This window comes from Bradyrhizobium sp. HKCCYLS1011 (genome assembly GCF_051167795.1).
GTDB lineage: Bacteria > Pseudomonadota > Alphaproteobacteria > Rhizobiales > Xanthobacteraceae > Bradyrhizobium.
The window spans coordinates 261678-278365 of sequence record NZ_JBNPTT010000006.1 but is presented as its reverse complement, the minus strand read 5'-3'; the positions used below and the strand labels follow the sequence as shown (position 1 = coordinate 278365).

Sequence of the window (16688 nt, the reverse complement as noted above, 5' to 3'; positions counted from 1 at the left end):
CTCGTTAAATACAAATTACTTCGGCGACGTAAAGGCAAAAGCAACGCGCAGAATCTGCGCGTTGCCATCTCGAATTCAAATCAACCGATGCAGAAATTCGATTAAACGCAGCGGCGGACCGCGACACCGTTCACGATGACCGTTCTGCACGCCGCGACCGGGGGTCTGCGTACCACGACCGCACCAGCCGGACCGGCGCAGCCGGCACGAACGACGCCCCGCGCGCAGACCACCGCATTGGCGTCGGATGATGAGACCAGGGTCACCAGGGCAACAGCGAAAATACCGCTTAGGATCGAAATAGCCGTACGCACATCTAGCTCCATAATGATTGCTTCTATCCACCCTCGTTGTCGAACATGCGTCGACAGGGACGCACTGACAACTGTGACAAATTGGGTGGATCTCAGTTTCTGAAACACGCTCCGAGGGCAGCGCGGCTGCCGCCCGCGAAGCTCGCAAATTTACGGGGATTATCGTGCTGCGAATTCCGCGAGCATGCTTCTGCAGGCCGGCGACAGCGAGGCCGCATTGGTCGCAAGGCAGCGGGCAATCCGGCCACCGCCGGGCTGAACCGCGCTACATAGTGCCCGCGCGTCCGGCCCGCATGCTGCGTTAACGATCCTGAGCTCCTCGAGCGGCCGCAAGGGCCGCAACACCAGAACGGGTGCCGCAGGTGCCGGTGCGCCGCCGGCAGCCGGCGCGGCTGCGGCCGCTGCAGGTGCCGCGGCACCACCACTCGCAGCCGCCACCGCCTTCTCACAGGCCGGCGACAGCTTCGCCTTGTTCTTCTCAAGGCATTGCAGCGCGGCGGCGCCGCCCGGCGCCACGCCAGCACAGACGCTGGGATAATCGGACCGGCAGGCGCTGCGGATCGCCGCGACCTGCGCCTTGCTCGGCTTGCCGGCCGGCATGGCAGCTGCCGACGACGCCGGCTTCGATGCGGCGGCAGACGGCTTGGCGGGCTCGGTCGGCGCCGCGGTCTCGGCCGCTGCAGGTGCGGCCTCGGCGGGCTTGCCCGCCTCGGTCGCCGCCGGCTTCGTCTCGGATTTGGGTTCGGTCGCGGCGGTCACCGCTCGTACGGCGCTCTGGCATGCTGACGACAGGCCCGACATGTTCTTCTGCAGGCATTGCAGCGCCTCTGCCCCACCGGGGGTCACGCTGGAGCAATGCGCCATGTAGTCCGAACGACACGAGGATTTGATGGCGCTGCGCTGCGCATTGGTCGGTGCCTGTGCGTAGGCTTGAGCCGCGGTGAGCGCGGTAACGACAACCATCGAAAACAGCGAGATGTGTTTGAAGCTATTTGTCATCGAGAAAAATCCTTGCAGTTGAAATTTCCACTCTGCCGGCGATCACGTGAACAAACGGCGGCAGCTAATGAAGCAAACGTTGCACGCATCAGCCCGCGCGGCTGGCGCGAGGCGCCGCGGACATTTGATGCATCATGACCAGTTAAGCTGCGCCCTGCGGCCGCCCTTGGCAACTGTGAAAAAATGGGTGGATTGCTGTCATTTCGGACTCATCGGAAACGTCATGCAGTCCTCATTTGCAGCGATGGGACGTTGCAATGGACACGCAATCCACGATCTGTATCTTTATGTATCATTCTTGCTTTGCGGTTTCGCTGCACGATGATTGTTGCTATTCAGACCGCTGTTTCGATAGTTCATTTCATCGACCTGTCGATGTTCACGACAACCGGATCACGGACTGATGCCGACGCCTTCGCCAGCACGCTCCCACTCCCTCGCGCAACGGCTGTCCCGCGCCGCCTTGTTTGCGCTCACCTCCACACTGCTGGCCGCCTGCGAGCAGAATACCTTCCAGCCGCCACCGCCTCCGAAAGTCGACGTCGCACAGCCGGTCCGGCACGCAGTCACGCGCTATCTCGAAGCCACCGGCAATACCGCACCGGTGAAAAGTGTCGATCTGGTCGCACGCGTACAGGGTTTCCTGCAGTCGATCGACTACAAGGACGGCGAGGCCGTGAAAGACGGTGCCACGCTGTTCACGATCGAGCCGGAGACCTACAAGCTCAAGCTCGACCAGGCGCAAGCCGCCGAGGCCGGAGCGCAGGCCTCGCTGAAGCAGACCGAGGCCGACTTCAGGCGGCAGTCCGATCTGGTGGCGCGGCAGGCGGTGTCGCAGGCGACGCTCGAAAATTCGACATCGGCCCGCGACAACGCGCAGGCCAACCTGCAGCAGGCCCAGGCCAATACCAGGATCGCGCAAGTCAACTACGGGTACACCAAGGTGACGGCGCCGTTCGACGGCGTCGTCAGTGCGCATCTGGTCTCGATCGGCGAGCTTGTCGGCGTCGCCTCGCCGACGCAGCTTGCCACCATCGTCTCGCTCGATCCGATCTATGTGAACTTCAACGTCAACGAGCAGGACGTGCTGCGGATCCGGGCCGAAGCCCGGCAGCGCGGGCTGACGCCATCCGACTTCAGGCAGATCCCGGTGGAAATTGGTCTGCAGACCGAAGACGGCTACCCGCATGAGGGCAGGCTCGACTATGCGGCACCGACCATCAATCAGTCCACCGGCACGCTCGCGGTCCGCGGCATCATCCCGAACCCGAACCGCGTGCTGCTGCCCGGCTATTTCGTCCGCATCCGCGTTCCGGTCGAACGCGTGCCCGATGCGCTTCTCGTGCCGGACACCGCGCTCGGCAGCGACCAAAGCGGCCGGTACGTGCTCGTCGTCACGGGCGACAATACAATCGAGCAGCGCAAGGTGACGATCGGCCAGCGCGATGGCGCGTTGCGCGTCGTCGAAAGCGGGTTGAAGGCGGAGGACCGCGTGGTGATCGCGGGGCTGTTGCGTGCGATCCCCGGCCAGAAGGTCGATCCGCAGCTGAAGACGATCGAGCCACAGGCCTCCGCCGGGAAATAGGCCATGATCTCCAAATTCTTCATCGAGCGTCCGGTCCTCTCCAACGTCATCGCGATCCTGATGATGCTGATCGGCGCGGTCGCGCTGTTCAATCTTGCGATCGCGCAATATCCCGATGTGGTGCCGCCGACCGTGCAGGTCACGACGCGCTATCCCGGCGCGAGCGCAAAGACGCTGATCGATACCGTGGCGTTGCCGATCGAGCAGCAGGTCAATGGCGTCGAGGACATGTTGTACATGCAGTCCTATAGCGGCGCCGACGGCACCTACACGCTGACGGTGACCTTCAAGATCGGCACCGATCTCAACTTCGCGCAGGTGCTGGTGCAGAACCGCGTCTCCAGCGCATTGTCGCAATTGCCGCAGGCGGTGCAGAACCAGGGCGTCACCGTGCAGAAGCGGTCGACCTCGATCCTGCTGTTCGTCACCCTGACGTCTCCGGATGCCAGATACGACAGCCTCTATCTCAGCAACTACGCTACCATCAATCTGAAGGATGAGCTGGCGCGGCTGCCGGGCGTCGGCAACGTGACCGTGTTCGGGTCCGGCCAATATTCGATGCGCATCTGGCTCGATCCGAGCAAGCTGCAGGTGCGCGGCCTGGTGCCGCAGGACGTCATCCAGGCGGTCCAGCAGCAGAGCCAGCAGGTCGCGGCCGGCCAGGTCGGGGCGCCGCCGACGCCGCCCGGCCAGGCCTTCCAATATACGCTCAACGTTGCCGGCCGGCTCGACGATGCCAAGCAGTTCGAGGACATCATCGTCAAGACCGGCAACAATGGTGACGTCACGCGGCTGCGCGATGTCGGCTCGGTCGAGCTCGGCGCACAGACCTACAGCCAGATCTTCTCGCTCAACCGGCAGCCCGCCGCCGGCATCGGCGTATTCCAGTCGCCCGGCGCCAATGCGCTCGAGGTCGAGCAGGCCGTCGAGAAGAAGATGGCCGAGCTCGCCAAGGCGTTCCCGCCGGGCGTCCAATACGACACGCCGTTCGACACCACCAAATTCGTCAGTGCCTCGGTTCACGAGGTCTACAAGACCCTGATCGAGGCCGGCCTATTGGTGCTCGTCGTCATCCTGGTGTTCCTGCAGGACTGGCGGGCGATGCTGGTCCCGACCACGACGGTGCCGGTCACCATCATCGGCGCGTTCGCGGCGATGGCCGCGCTCGGCTTCACCATCAACATGTCGACCCTGTTCGCCATCGTGCTCGCGATCGGCATCGTGGTCGATGACGCGATCGTCGTCGTCGAGGGCGCCGCACACAATATCGAGCGCGGCATGAACGGCCATGACGCCGCGATCCGCGCCATGGATCAGCTATTCGCACCGATCGTCGGCATCACCTTGGTGCTGATCTCGGTGTTCCTGCCGGCGGCGTTCCTGCCCGGACTCACGGGGCGCATCTACGCGCAATTCGCGCTGGTGATCGCGGCGACCGCGCTGCTCTCTGCCATCAATGCCGCGACCCTGAAGCCGACGCAATGCGCGCTGTGGCTGCGCCCGCCGGTACCGCCGGAAAGCCGCAACGTCTTCTACCGCGGCTTCAACAATGTCTATGGGCGGTTGGAACGGCGTTACGCGGCGCTGATCGGCCGGCTGGTCGCGCATAGCAACACCTCCGTAGTCGTCGCACTGATCCTGATCGCGATCGGCGGCTACGGCCTGTCGCGTGTGCCAACCGGCTTCCTGCCGATCGAGGACCAGGGCTATCTGATCGCCGCCGTGCAGCTGCCCGACGGGGCGGCGCTCGAGCGTACGCAAAACGCCTTGGAGAAGGTGAGCGAGATCGCCGGCCAGACGGCGGGCGTGGCGCAGGTCGTTACCATCGCCGGCATTTCCGCGCTCGACAACAGCGCGAGCCTGGCGAATGCCGGCGTTGCCTATATCGTGCTGAAGGACTGGGATTCCCGCGGCAAGGGCGAAGACCTGCGCTCCTTGGTGTACGGACTGAACGACAAGATGGCTGCAGTGACGGAGGCGCGCGTCGTCGTGCTGCCACCGCCGCCGATCCAGGGCATCGGCAATGCCGCGGGCTTTGCGATGCAGGTCGAGCTGCGCGACGGCAACGCCGATTACGCCAAGCTGCAGGCCATGACATCGGCCATGGTGGCCAACGCCCAGAGCCAGAGCGCGCTGCAGCGGGTGCAGTCGCCGTTCCGCGCCCAGGTGCCGCAGTTCGACGTCGAGATCGACCGCATCAAGACGCAGACCCTGCACGTCACCACGGACGCGGTGTTCTCGGCGCTCTCCTCCTATCTCGGCGCCTCCTTCGTCAATCAGTTCAACAAATTCGGCCGGGTGTTCCAGGTCTATGTACAGGCCGACGCCAGCGCGCGACTGACCGCGGGCCAGATCGAGAACCTGATGGTGCGCAATCAGAACGGCGACATGGTCCCGCTCGGAACCGTCGCCACCATCCGGCCGAGCGTCGGCCCCTCCCTGATCAGCCTGTACAATCTCTATCCGTCGGCCACCATCATCGGCCTGCCGGCGCAAGGCTACAGCTCCGGACAATCGCTGAAGCTGATGGAGCAGGTCGCAGACAAGACCTTGCCGCCCGGCGCGGGCTACGAATGGACGGCGATGTCCTATCAGGAGAAGGCGGTCTCCAACCAGATCTATCTCACCTTCGGCCTCGCGCTACTGCTCGTCTATCTCGTGCTCGCCGGGCAGTATGAAAGCTGGTACGCACCGATTTCTGTGATCCTCGCTGTCCCCCTGTCGCTGCTCGGCCCGATGGCGGTGTTGAGCGCGCTCAAGATCGACAACAATCTCTACGTCCAGATCGGACTGATCCTCCTGATCGCGCTGTCGGCCAAGAACGCGATCCTGATCGTCGAAGTCGGACTCGAGCTGCATGGCCGCGACGGCAAGCCGCTGCTGGAATCCGCCATCGAAGCCGCGCGCGCCCGCTTCCGCCCGATCCTGATGACGTCCTTCGCCTTCATTCTCGGCGTAGTGCCGCTGGTGCTCGCCACCGGCGCCGGCGCCAGCGCGCGCAAATCGATCGGCATCACCGTGTTCTCGGGCATGCTGGCCTCGACCTGCCTCGCCGTGCTGTTCGTGCCGGCATTCTTCGTGGTGGTGCAGCGGTTCGAGAACTGGCTTGCCGCGCGGAAGAAAAAGCCGGGCGCAGCGGCGGCAGCCGCGCAGGGATCGTGACCCTTCCTTCGATGCGCGTGGTGCTGCTCGCGGTTCAGATCGTCGTGGCGGGGCTCAGCCTCGCGAACATTATATATTTCCGGCTGAACAATCTGCTGGCGCCATCGCAGCCCGAGGCCGCGACCTCCAGCGCGGTCGTTGCGATCGTCGGGCTGACGATCGCTGCGATTGGCGTCAGCCGCAAGGCCACGGCGCCGCGCCTGCCAACCATCTTGGCGCTTCTGATCGTCTTGACCGGAGCCGCAGGTTTCGTACCGCGCCTGACCGCGGTCTACGAAGCCGATGTCGCAGCGCGGCTGCGCGAACGTGATGATCAAAACGCCGAACAGATCATGCAGAACGACCTGACGCGATGGAGCACCGAGATCGACGCACGCCTCGCCGAACATCGGGTTCTGAGCGGTGACGAGGCCTGGGCGCTGCTCGACGCGATCAGGGCATCCGGCCTGCGCTATCGCGGCCTCGTCAACCGACGGCCGGAGGCGATCGCGCTGTTGCAGAAGGCGATGGAGGGCAAGGTCTTCGACCCGAATGTGATAGTGCAAGGCAAGCGCCCAGTCGACACCGCGCCGCGGCCGCTGTTTCTGCAATTCTACACGGAGACGATCGAGATCGGAAAGCGCGTGCATGCGGTGCGCGCTGCCGACTGGCAACTCATGCAGATGCTCGCCGTCGGCGCAGACCTGACACGGCCGGAAGCGGCCGCGCTCGCTGCCGACCTCGGCAGGACGGCAAAGCCGGGGGCCGGCGACTTCATCACGCTGGACTAGTTGATAGTGTACGACGCGGCGGATGCCGGCGCATGACATCAAGCACAGTGCTTCGCGAAATCTCCTACTGCACGCGCAAGGGCGTGTCCTTCAGCCCGTTGTCATCATAGGCCTTGCGCAAGAGGCCGTTTGATGCGGCCTCCGTCATGAACGCGGTGACGAAGCTCAGCGACTGTGGATGATCCAGCGGCACCGCCACGGCGGTGACCGTCTTCTTGAAGGTCTCGTCGAGCACGCGCGTGCCCGGCAGCTTCTTGGCCATCGCATTGAGCTGGTCGCGCGACAGTGCAAAGGCATCGACTTCGCCTCGCTGCAGCAGGCCGAAGATTTCGTCATAGGTCTGGTAGCCAGTGACGTGCGCGTTCTTCAGATGCGCCACGGCGCCACGCATGGTCGTGGTGTTGTTGACCGCTGCGACCTTGACGCCCGCCTGATCAAGCGTCGCGAAGCTCGTCACGGTCGAGCCGGCCTTCACGATATAGGTCGCATCCGCGACCTCATAGATCGGACCGAACGCCATTTTGGTCTCGCGCTCCGGATCCTTGGGCAGGAAGGTGACGTCCCAGGTGCCTTTGGATGCGGCATCGGTGATCTGCCCCGAGTTCTGGTGAACGACGTAGTCGACGGGCACGCCGAGCCTCGCGGCCATGGCTTTGCCGAGATCGACCGGGACGCCAGCATAGCCGCTTTCAGTCGTTGTGCACCAAAACGCGCCGCCGGCCGGACTGATCGCGATCGCCACCCGCAGCCGACCGGTCGGCGCGATCTCATCCTTCAGGTCACCGGCGTGCACACCAGCCGCTCCGGACATGATGCCGGCAACGGCCAGCGTTGCGGCCCACAACCAGCGCCACTCGCTCATGAAGCCTCTCCTTGCAGACCGGAAAGCCGGCTATCGTGATGACGATGCATCTCATACAAACGCGCCATGGCGGTTCGAGGCAAGACGCACGCACAGTCAAATCGGCGCGACATTCGACGGCAGCCCGTTCATGCGCTCGTCACTCCGCAGCCGCTTCCCGCAGCGCGACCCGTGGCGTCCTGATCTCCGGCGGCAGGATCAGCGCTGCGGCGATCGCAAACAGGCACAGGCCGGCAAAGGCGTGCAGCATGGTCGAGAACCCGCCGTGCTCATAAAGCCAGGCGACTAGCCCGACCGATGCGCCAGCGGCAGTGAAGCCGACGAAATAGCGCACCGCATAGGCGCGCGAGCGCCATTCCTCGGAGGTGTATTTGCCGACCATGGCATCGTTGACGGTGACCTGTCCGAAGGCGCCCATCACGATGCCGATCGAGACCAGGATCAAGGGCAGATCGGAGAAATCGGCGGCGAGATACAGCAGCGGCGCCAGGATGAACGACAGCGGCAGCGCGACGGTTTTCAGCGCGTGCCGGTCGAGCAGCCGGCCGATGGTGTATTGAGTCATCGCGCCGAACACATAGACGCCCGCCGCGATCAGGCCGAGCAGCGCCGGGCTCTGCGTCAGGTCGGCCAGCCGTTCGGCAAACAGCTTTGGCAGTGCCACCGTGACCGCGTTGAAGGTCGTGGAGATCGCGATGACGACGATCAGCAGCGCCACCACCACCCGCCACATATGCTCGCGCGCGACCCGGGCCTGCGCGGCGGCCTGCCTCGCGCCGCGGCGGTCCTCATGGACGACCGTCAGGGCAAAGACCGCGCCGATCAGCATCGTCACGACGCCCGGAATGATGAAAGCGAACCGCCAGCCGAGATATTGACCGATCACGCCGGTGACCAGCGCCGAGGAGGCCACGCCGAGATTGCCCCACACGCCGTTGATGCCCATCTCGCGTCCGAGCTTCTCGGCATAGGAGACGATCATCGCGGTGCCCACGGGGTGATAGATCGAGGCGAACAGGCCGATCGCGAACAGGGTCGCACCGAGCTGCAAGGGCGTCTGGACCAGCCCGACCGCGACCATCGCGGCACCGATCCCGAGATAGAAGATCAGCATCATATGACGGCGGCTCCAGCGGTCGCCGAGCCAGCCGGTCAGGAGCGAGCCGGCGCCGAAGGCGATGAAGCCCGGGGTCGCGTAGGGCAGCAGTTCCGCATAGCTCATGCCGAGCGCCGGCCCCATGATGACGACGGCGGCGGCGAAAATCAGCATCGCGTAGTGATCGATGAAATGACCGGCGTTCACGAAGCCGATCACCTTGCTCGGATGGTTCATAGGACGGGTGCTCGTGTTGGCGTGAAATCGGTTATAGTCGCTTCCCATGACGGGATGCCGCCAATGACCATCGTCGACGCGCCAATCCGAGCCCTCGTTCCCGACCGCCGCGCCATCCAGGCCGGCGTGCACCTGGTCGCACGCAGCTACAGGAAGGGCGCGCGGCTCGACCCGCATAGGCATCGCGAGGCCCAGCTGGTCTATGCCGCAAGCGGCACCATGCAGGTCACCACGCCGAAGGGCCGATGGCTGGTGCCGCCGGACCGCGCGGTGTGGGTGCCGGCCCATCATGCACACGCGATCGACATGCTGTCGGACTGCGAGATGCGCTCGATCTATTTCGACGACGATTGGTTGCAGCGCGAGATGAGCGGGACGCGGCTCGACCAGGAATTCGTGGTGCAGGTCTCGCCGCTGTTGCATCACGCCATCCTGGCGCTGTTCGAAGCTCGGAAAGACCGCGAACGTGCCGACCTCCTGGTCCGGCTCGCGATGCTCGAATTGCGCGGCGCGGATGATTCCGCGACCTTCATTCCCCTGCCCCAGGAGCCGCGCTGCCGGCGCGCCGCCAACATCGTCCTGGCGGCTCCCGCCGCCGCCTACGACATCGAAACGCTCGCCGGCCAGGTCGGCACGTCGGCGCGGACGCTGTCGCGGCTGTTTGCCGCAGAAACCAAGCTCAGCTTCAAGGCCTGGTGCCAGCGGGCTCGGATCGCCGCCGCAATCGAGCGGCTGTCGACCGAGCGTCATCTCACCGTCAAGCAGCTGGCATCCGAGCTCGGCTATGCCAGCTGGCCCGCCTTCTCGCACGCCTTTCGGCAGGTGACCGGCAAGTCGCCGACCGACTTCGTCCGGCGCTCTTGACCAATTGTTATGCTTGAATGTGACAAGCTTTGCCATAAATCAATGTAAGATCGATTAGATCGCCCGGATTCGACGAGATCAGATGGCCAACGCCTTTTTCACCGACCTGCTTGCCACCATCTCCGACCGCGGGCGCACCCTTCTTCGCCGCGGCGATCCCGCCGTCGACAAGCATGACGCGCAAAGCCTGACCGAGCTCTGCCAGGCGTTGCTGTCCGGTGCCGGCGAAGCGTCGGGGACCGCGATGGCGCGCGACGTGCTCGACGGCTATCACGATCTCGATGCCGACGGGCAGAAGGCGTTCTTCACCGCGCTGGTGCACGATTTCGGGCCTGATACGGCGAAGCTCGCCAAAGCCATCGAAAGCTGGCGCGCGGAGCCGACCGATAAGGCCACCAGCGAGCTGCATTTTGCCTCCGAACCGCGCCGGCAGGAGCTGATCCGCCGGCTCAACCGCGCGCCGGGCGGCACCGGCGAGTTGGTCGCGATGCGGACCGATTTGCTCGGTCTGATGAAGGCCAATCCGGAGCTCGCCGCGCTCGACCGCGACGTCGTCCATCTCTTGAGTTCTTGGTTTAACAGGGGGTTTCTCGTGTTGCGCCGGATCGACTGGTCCACACCCGCCAACATCCTGGAACAGATCATCCGCTACGAGGCCGTCCACGAGATTCACGATTGGGACGATCTGCGCCGCCGCCTCGATCCGGTCGACCGTCGCTGCTACGCGTTCTTCCATCCGGCCATGCCGGACGCGCCGCTGATCTTCGTCGAGGTGGCGCTGACCGAAACCATACCTGGCGCGATCGCGCCGCTGCTCGCGGTCGACCGGCAGCCGGTGCCGATCGATCGGGCGCGCACGGCCGTGTTCTATTCGATCTCCAACACCCAGCGCGGGCTCGGCGGCATCTCCTTCGGCAACTTCCTGATCAAGCAGGTGGTCGAGGAGCTGCGCCGCGAGCTGCCCAAGCTCGACACCTTCGTGACGCTGTCGCCGGTGCCCGGCTTCATGGGCTGGCTCAAGCAGACCACCGAGATCACCGACGACGACCGCGCGGTGCTGGCGCTGCTGGAGCAGCCGAAATGGTTCGAGAATGCCGAGACGGAAGCGCAATTGCGCGCCGTGCTCGAACCGCTGGCAGCGTACTACTTCCTCAAGGCGCGCACGCCCAAGGGCAAGCTGATCGATCCCGTCGCGCGCTTCCATCTCGGCAACGGCGCGCGGCTCGAGCGCATCAACTGGCTCGGCGACCTCTCGCCTAAGGGCCTGCGCGAATCCGCCGGCATCATGGTCAACTATCTCTACCGCCTCGATGACATCGAGAAGAACCACGAGGCCTTTGCCAATGAGGGCGAGGTGGTGGCCTCCAGCGCGGTGAAGAAGCTGATCAGGACCGAGGGCCGCCGCCTGTTGGATATGCGGCTGTCGTAGATCGCCGGGCATCTCTCTCCGCATCGTCATCGTGAGCGAAAGCGAAACGCGGGACTACCCGCGTCGGATGGCGCATTCCCTCTCTCCCACATCGTCATTCCGGGACATCGCGAAGCGATGGGCCCGGAATCCATTTCGCGTCGAGTCTCACCGTAAAATAGATTCCGGGCTCGTGCCTCCGGCACGCCCCGGAATGACAGAGAGCTTGCGGCGCGAACAGTGCAAACTGTGACTCCGCAAACGTGATTCCGCAAACATGACTTGGCCTTCTCGCAACGCTTGAGCGTCCGAGCTTTGCAAAACGTCACCCTCGAAAATTCAGAGGGCGCAGGGAAGACCGGGTGCTTGGCCACACCCATGGCCCCCGTGCGTGAGAAAATGCACGGGGCAGGAACCACAGGTACGACCGGGCATTCCGGCCTTCCCTGCGCGATGGTTTTAACGGTGTCCTTCGTGCTCTCCCTGGGGATCGGGCTTTCTTGCCCCCATTTTGCGACAACGCGCCTTCAGCGCGTTGCGCAAGACCTCAGCGTCGAGAGGCCAGGACCACACGACTTCTCCGTCCGTGTCGACGCCGGTCGTCTACCGGTGCCTCCACGTCCATCGCATCCCACCCCGACGTTCGTGACGACGCGTCCGTCCCTCTTCGATGAGGCGGGATGTGCACATAATTGCTGATTTTCAGAAATTGTCAAGTGAAAGATTTTTGGCTCAGAGACGATCAGGTGTGCCTTATCACAAGACTAAGGTGTGCGCGGTCGAATGAAGCTGCTCGACATGTATGGCTGGCTCCGAAGAAATGTGATGCTTGCCTCTATGCTCCCCAGCGGATCGCTTGAAACATCCTGCTCGACGAAAAGATGGCGCACGCCGCTCTGGGACGCTGCTGCGAGTATGCTGGCGAAGTCGATCGTACCGTGGCCCAATTCGGTGGTCGAACCATCTTCCGCCATGTCCTTGAGATGAAGGAGTGGAAAGCGCGACGGATTTGCTCTCAAGACGCGCGCAGAGTCGAGATGTCCCTTGGTTGCCCAGTAAACATCGAGCTCGAACTTGACGAAGCGCGCGTCCGTGCGGCTGAGCAATACGTCATATGGCCGGATGCCGCCTGGCAAGTCCGCAAATTCAAAGTCATGATTGTGATACGCCAGCGTCAGGTCGGAACGCGATGCTCGCTCACCGATCGTGTTCAAATCATCGCAGATCCGCATCCAGTCGTCGGACGTCTGCCTTATCGACGGATCCAACCATGGACAAACGACGAACCGGCTGCCGAGCAACTCGGCGATCTCGAACGACCGTCGGGCATCGTCCCGCAGGCTGGCGTAGTCAAGATGCACGGATGGGGCTGCAAGACCGAGGCGCCGCAGGAGTTGACCAGTGCGGCTGACGTCGACACCGAGAATGCCGGCAAACTCCACCTCGCGATATCCGAGATCGGCAACTGTCCTCAGCGTCCCCTCAAAGTCGACCTTCAGCAGGTCACGGACCGTGTAGAGCTGCAACCCTTCCTTCCACAGCTCTCGAGGGGATGCTGGACCAATTTGCATCATCACCCCAGCCGCGATGCATCCTAAGACGTGGCGCCTGCTTGGTTGCGCCGGCATAGGGTCTACCTTGGTGCCTGCAGGACGACTCCGTAGCGCTCATAGATCCGACTAATCGTACCGTTGGTGCGGAACCGGTCCAGAGCTCCGTCGATGGCTTCGCGCAAGCGGTCATCGGGGCGCACCATGCCAACGGCAACATTCCAGTTGAGGTCCGCCTCGCTCTCGTCGAGCTCGAGGATCCGTACCATCTTATCCGGATGCGTCAGATTGAAATAGCTGGCCGCGGTGGGGGTGACCGCTGCCGCATCGATCTCATGATTGGCAAGAGCTTCGAGGCTGTCGACCTCGAAACCGAAGGTCGACGTGGGCACGTGGCGCCGACCGAGGGTCATGGCGGCCATCGATCCGACCAGGACGCCGACTTTCGAGTGTTCGTCCAGGCTCTTAAAGGAGGTGAGGCGGCTTCCAGGTGGAACCGCCAGCACAACGCCCGTGCGGTAATACGGCTTCGATATCCTCAGGTTGGTTTCGCCTTGGGCCTCGCGATCGGCAATCACGTCGAGCACGATATCACAGCCCGCGCTGCGCATCTGGTATTGAGTGATGATCCAGTCGGGCCTGAGCGAGACGCCAAGCTCGCGCGCGAACGCATTGCCCAACTCGATCTGAAACCCAGGAGGGTCACCGGCCTTGTTAGCGAAAGGCAGCGAGTTGGGGTGGGCGCACAGGCCGAGCACACCGGAGTCGCGGATCGCAACGAGAGAACGGGCCTCTGCAAGATGGGTCAGCCCTAGCAGGGCGCCGACCACGAGCGGAAGACAGGATTTCATGGAATTCACCGTGCAGCTCAATGTGGCCTAGCCTTGATGTGGCTTCAAGGCGCGGATGTATTTGATGATTTCGTCGATCTGGGCATCGCTGAACACTACGCCGAAGGCAGGCATCGCGCCTTCCTTGCCGTGCTTGATTCGATTGCGGATGAACTCGTCATCCCGCTTGGTGTCCATGAGCTGCGGCCCTTTCCCGGCGGCGCGACCACCATCAGAGTGGCACCAGCCACAGGTCGTCGCGAACAACTGCCCGACATCAAGCTCTTCGTTTTGCGTGGGCGGAGCAGGCTGCTGCGCGCTCAAGGTGGAGATCGTAACAAGCGCGGCAAGTGTCGGCATAGCCAACATCGTGATCTTCCAAGCCAATCGCATACCGGGCGAACCTACCTTTTAGGAGTCCAATACGAGCCGAGCTTCATGAGCTCCGCATGAATGGAGGGAGCGGCTCACACCCCTCCCTCCCGACGTCACGAGGTTCTATTTCAGACTGTAGACGACGAGCGCACCGTCGTCGCGGGGCATGCTCTTGTAGACGCCGCCGAACGTCGGCGCGTAGTCATCCGAAGCCATCCCGCCGAAGCCGGCGACCACCGCGATGTACTGCTTGCCGTTGGCGGCATAGCTGATGATGCCGCCCTGGTGGCCAGTGCCGTCGCCGTGGCTCCACAATTCGGCACCGGAGTCGGCATCGTAGGCATGAACGGTGCCGCGCGAATCCGGCACGAACACCAGATTGCCTCCGGTCGACAACACGCTTCCGAGCGGCGGCTCGGGGAAGCGGACCTCCCACTTCTTGGCGCCGGTGATGGGATCGCGCGCATCGAGATGACCATAGATCTCACCGCCGGGCGGTGGCGCGATCTTGAAGTCGGCTCCGATGTTGAGCTGGGCCTGAGGAGCAACGATTGGCGTTGTCTTCTGAACTTCCAGCGTCATGCACCATTCCTGGCCGAGCTTGTAATAGAGGCCCGTCTTGGGGTTGTACGATCCGGAGTTCCAGCTCACTCCACCAGATATGTGAGGGCACAACGGCTCGGAAACCTTGCCGGCGGAGAAGTCGCGACGGCCGATCAGCTCACCCGTCTTGGGATCAATGTCCTTGACGAAGTTGCTGTTCTGCGTGATCCGCCAGACGTTCTTGACGCCAAGATTGCGGTCATAGACGAAGATATATCCGCTCTTGTTCGGGTGGACGATGTACTTCTGCCCATCGCGATCGAGCATCACGAACTCGCCGACCGCGCTGTCGAAGTCCCAAGCGTCGTGAGGCAGTTCCTGGTGATAAGTCTTCAGCTTGCCCGTATCGATATCGAGCGCAATCACCGAGGTGGTGTAGAGATTGTCTCCCGGGCGCGCCCCCTGCGTCTTGTAATCGGCTCCTGACCAGTCGTAGAGCGGCGCCGGGTTGGCCGTGCCCCACAGGACTGTATTGTTTTCAGAGTCGTAGGTGCCGGGCATCCAGCCTCCGCCGCCGCCCGTGCGCCACGAGTCATTGCCCCAGGTCTTCATGGCATCCTCGGTGCCGGCAACCGTCAGGAATTCCCATTTCTTCTTGCCGGTGGCGGCATCAACGCCGAAGATCGGGCCACGGCCCGGCCATTCGCCGCCTTGCGCGCCGATCACCACCGTTCCCTTGGCGTAAAGCGGTGCTCCGGTGAAACCAACGGTCAGCTTTTGGGAATCGAGCAGTTTGGTGTCCCACATGACCTTTCCGGTCTTCATGTCGAGCGCTATGAGCCGGCCATCCATTGTTCCCACGTAGACTTTGCCCTCACCAATGGCGACGCCGCGATTGTAGGGGGAGTGGGTCTGCCGCGCGATCAACGCCTCGTCCAGCTCAGGGAAGTAGGACCAGATCACCTCACCGGTAGCGCCGTTCAGCGCAAAGGTGCGGCTATAGGAGCCGGTGTAGTAGAGCACCCCGTCAGCCGCGAGAGGCATTGATTGCAACCCTCGCGTGGAACGTCCGGGGATGTGGATCCAGGCAACACTCAGGTTGTTGATATTACTGGCATTGATCTGTGCCAGGGGGCTGTAGTGATACGATTTGTACGAGCCATGATAGGTCAGCCAATCGTTCTGACCGGCGGCTTCGATCCGCGCCGTGTCGACGGATTGCGCAAACGCCGATGACGCTGTGAGCAGCGCACCGATAACAAGAACAGGCAAACAAGAATAACGCCACTGCTTCTTCATGTAGACTTCCTCCCGCTTTTTGGCTTGCGACTGAGTTAGCTGCGACGACTATTGTCGTTCGCATCGCGGCGCTTCTTCGTCATCACGTCAGCTGCCCGCGCAATTTCCTCCCGCTCGATTCACAAGGAGCTACGCCTTCCGGACTGACTGCTGTTGCGCCCCGTCCGGTGGCATAGAGTACGCGGGATCACATGTTGTGCAACGTTGGAATGCGCGCACGGCAACTTAGTGAACGTCAGGAGTACTTACCGAAATCGACATGCTTGCCGCTGACGGAGCCGTGTTGAGCGACAAAAAAATCCCCCGTGAAGGGGGAGTACTACTATTGTCACTGCTTAACCTGCGTCATCGGAATAGCTAGCAGTCAGGCATTCCTGCTGGGCGCGAGGAGGCATTGGCGTTGGCACTCGTGCCGGACGTCGGAGCCGTGGAAGTGCTAGAGCTAGAGCCTGGCGATGTTGTTGAACCAACGGTGGTATTTCCAGATGGTCCGGTCGCAGTGGTGCCACTTACGTCGCGAACCACCTTGTTGGCCACGTCCCAGCATTGTTTGAGATCGTGACCACTCGCCCCACCCGTCGAAGTTCCTTGTGCGTTGGCGAATGCCCCGACCGCCAGCAATGCGCAGCTGATCGCCCCTGCGAGATACATCTTTCTCATCATTGGGATTTCCTCCTGGTGCGGCCGGCTTAAGTGCCGACGCCTCTCAATGCCGACACGACATTCAGCGTTCCTCCGGATCAAAGCATGAAGCTGGCAAGGAAAGTCTTCGCGCCTTTGTCATTGCGGCACTG

At 63.0% G+C, this 16688-nt stretch carries 13 protein-coding genes; 5 read left to right on the top strand and 8 right to left on the bottom strand.

The window, feature by feature from the left end; genetic code table 11:
- Nucleotides 1-101: 101 nt before the first annotated feature.
- Both ACQR1W_RS21750 and ACQR1W_RS21745 read right to left on the bottom strand, forming a co-directional pair.
- Nucleotides 102-326, bottom strand: coding sequence for a hypothetical protein (locus tag ACQR1W_RS21750; protein WP_434852710.1), 225 nt, complete (start codon nucleotides 324-326; stop codon nucleotides 102-104).
- Between the two features lie 147 nt (nucleotides 327-473).
- Nucleotides 474-1313, bottom strand: a complete 840-nt coding sequence (locus ACQR1W_RS21745) for a cysteine rich repeat-containing protein (protein ID WP_434852709.1) — start codon at nucleotides 1311-1313, stop codon at nucleotides 474-476.
- A 403-nt stretch (nucleotides 1314-1716) separates the two neighbouring features.
- Between ACQR1W_RS21745 and ACQR1W_RS21740 the strand changes: the two genes are divergently transcribed.
- The 3 genes from ACQR1W_RS21740 to ACQR1W_RS21730 are packed head-to-tail and all read left to right on the top strand — an operon-like array spanning nucleotide 1717 to nucleotide 6830.
- A complete protein-coding gene (locus tag ACQR1W_RS21740) occupies nucleotides 1717-2898 on the top strand; it encodes an efflux RND transporter periplasmic adaptor subunit (RefSeq protein WP_434852708.1) in 1182 nt (393 codons plus the stop codon).
- 3 nt (nucleotides 2899-2901) lie between these two features.
- Entirely contained in the window at nucleotides 2902-6060 is a 3159-nt protein-coding gene (locus ACQR1W_RS21735) for an efflux RND transporter permease subunit (protein WP_434852707.1), read from the top strand.
- On the top strand, nucleotides 6057-6830 hold the full coding sequence (locus tag ACQR1W_RS21730) for a hypothetical protein (protein WP_434852706.1): 774 nt from the start codon (nucleotides 6057-6059) through the stop codon (nucleotides 6828-6830). The genes ACQR1W_RS21735 and ACQR1W_RS21730 overlap by 4 nt, the downstream gene beginning before the upstream one ends.
- Nucleotides 6831-6894: 64 nt before the next feature.
- Here the strand turns inward: ACQR1W_RS21730 and ACQR1W_RS21725 are convergent, their stop codons facing one another.
- Nucleotides 6895-7692 (bottom strand): ABC transporter substrate-binding protein, encoded by a 798-nt coding sequence (locus tag ACQR1W_RS21725; RefSeq protein ID WP_434852705.1) that lies wholly within the window; start codon nucleotides 7690-7692, stop codon nucleotides 6895-6897.
- A 139-nt stretch (nucleotides 7693-7831) separates the two neighbouring features.
- Complete coding sequence (locus tag ACQR1W_RS21720) at nucleotides 7832-9025, bottom strand: MFS transporter (RefSeq protein ID WP_434852704.1); 1194 nt, start codon at nucleotides 9023-9025, stop codon at nucleotides 7832-7834.
- Between the two features lie 63 nt (nucleotides 9026-9088).
- Between ACQR1W_RS21720 and ACQR1W_RS21715 the strand changes: the two genes are divergently transcribed.
- Together ACQR1W_RS21715 and ACQR1W_RS21710 are read left to right on the top strand one after the other, a co-directional pair.
- A complete protein-coding gene (locus ACQR1W_RS21715; RefSeq protein WP_434852703.1) occupies nucleotides 9089-9889 on the top strand; it encodes a helix-turn-helix domain-containing protein in 801 nt (266 codons plus the stop codon).
- An 82-nt stretch (nucleotides 9890-9971) separates the two neighbouring features.
- The gene (locus tag ACQR1W_RS21710; protein WP_008974669.1) at nucleotides 9972-11318 is read left to right on the top strand and encodes a malonyl-CoA decarboxylase; all 1347 of its coding nucleotides are present in this window, start codon (nucleotides 9972-9974) and stop codon (nucleotides 11316-11318) included.
- A gap of 743 nt (nucleotides 11319-12061) precedes the next feature.
- On the opposite strand, the gene ACQR1W_RS21705 is transcribed toward ACQR1W_RS21710, so the two are convergent.
- From ACQR1W_RS21705 to ACQR1W_RS21690, 4 genes are all read right to left on the bottom strand, one after another.
- Nucleotides 12062-12823, bottom strand: a complete 762-nt coding sequence (locus tag ACQR1W_RS21705) for a sugar phosphate isomerase/epimerase family protein (RefSeq protein ID WP_434852702.1) — start codon at nucleotides 12821-12823, stop codon at nucleotides 12062-12064.
- Nucleotides 12824-12930: 107 nt separating this feature from the next.
- On the bottom strand, nucleotides 12931-13698 hold the full coding sequence (locus tag ACQR1W_RS21700) for a transporter substrate-binding domain-containing protein (RefSeq protein WP_434852978.1): 768 nt from the start codon (nucleotides 13696-13698) through the stop codon (nucleotides 12931-12933).
- Between the two features lie 27 nt (nucleotides 13699-13725).
- Entirely contained in the window at nucleotides 13726-14037 is a 312-nt protein-coding gene (locus ACQR1W_RS21695) for a c-type cytochrome (RefSeq protein WP_434852701.1), read from the bottom strand.
- A 138-nt stretch (nucleotides 14038-14175) separates the two neighbouring features.
- On the bottom strand, nucleotides 14176-15894 hold the full coding sequence (locus ACQR1W_RS21690; protein ID WP_008974664.1) for a pyrroloquinoline quinone-dependent dehydrogenase: 1719 nt from the start codon (nucleotides 15892-15894) through the stop codon (nucleotides 14176-14178).
- Between the last annotated feature and the right edge of the window lie 794 nt (nucleotides 15895-16688).

Bases quoted from the DNA above. Each gene is read 5' to 3' on its own strand.
- ACQR1W_RS21750 (WP_434852710.1), bottom strand. From the start codon at position 326: ATGGAGCTAGATGTGCGTACGGCTATTTCGATCCTAAGCGGTATTTTC.
- ACQR1W_RS21745 (WP_434852709.1), bottom strand. From the start codon at position 1,313: ATGACAAATAGCTTCAAACACATCTCGCTGTTTTCGATGGTTGTCGTT.
- ACQR1W_RS21740 (WP_434852708.1), top strand. From the start codon at position 1,717: ATGCCGACGCCTTCGCCAGCACGCTCCCACTCCCTCGCGCAACGGCTG.
- ACQR1W_RS21735 (WP_434852707.1), top strand. From the start codon at position 2,902: ATGATCTCCAAATTCTTCATCGAGCGTCCGGTCCTCTCCAACGTCATC.
- ACQR1W_RS21725 (WP_434852705.1), bottom strand. From the start codon at position 7,692: ATGAGCGAGTGGCGCTGGTTGTGGGCCGCAACGCTGGCCGTTGCCGGC.
- ACQR1W_RS21720 (WP_434852704.1), bottom strand. From the start codon at position 9,025: ATGAACCATCCGAGCAAGGTGATCGGCTTCGTGAACGCCGGTCATTTC.
- ACQR1W_RS21715 (WP_434852703.1), top strand. From the start codon at position 9,089: ATGACCATCGTCGACGCGCCAATCCGAGCCCTCGTTCCCGACCGCCGC.
- ACQR1W_RS21710 (WP_008974669.1), top strand. From the start codon at position 9,972: ATGGCCAACGCCTTTTTCACCGACCTGCTTGCCACCATCTCCGACCGC.
- ACQR1W_RS21700 (WP_434852978.1), bottom strand. From the start codon at position 13,698: ATGAAATCCTGTCTTCCGCTCGTGGTCGGCGCCCTGCTAGGGCTGACC.
- ACQR1W_RS21695 (WP_434852701.1), bottom strand. From the start codon at position 14,037: ATGCCGACACTTGCCGCGCTTGTTACGATCTCCACCTTGAGCGCGCAG.
- ACQR1W_RS21690 (WP_008974664.1), bottom strand. From the start codon at position 15,894: ATGAAGAAGCAGTGGCGTTATTCTTGTTTGCCTGTTCTTGTTATCGGT.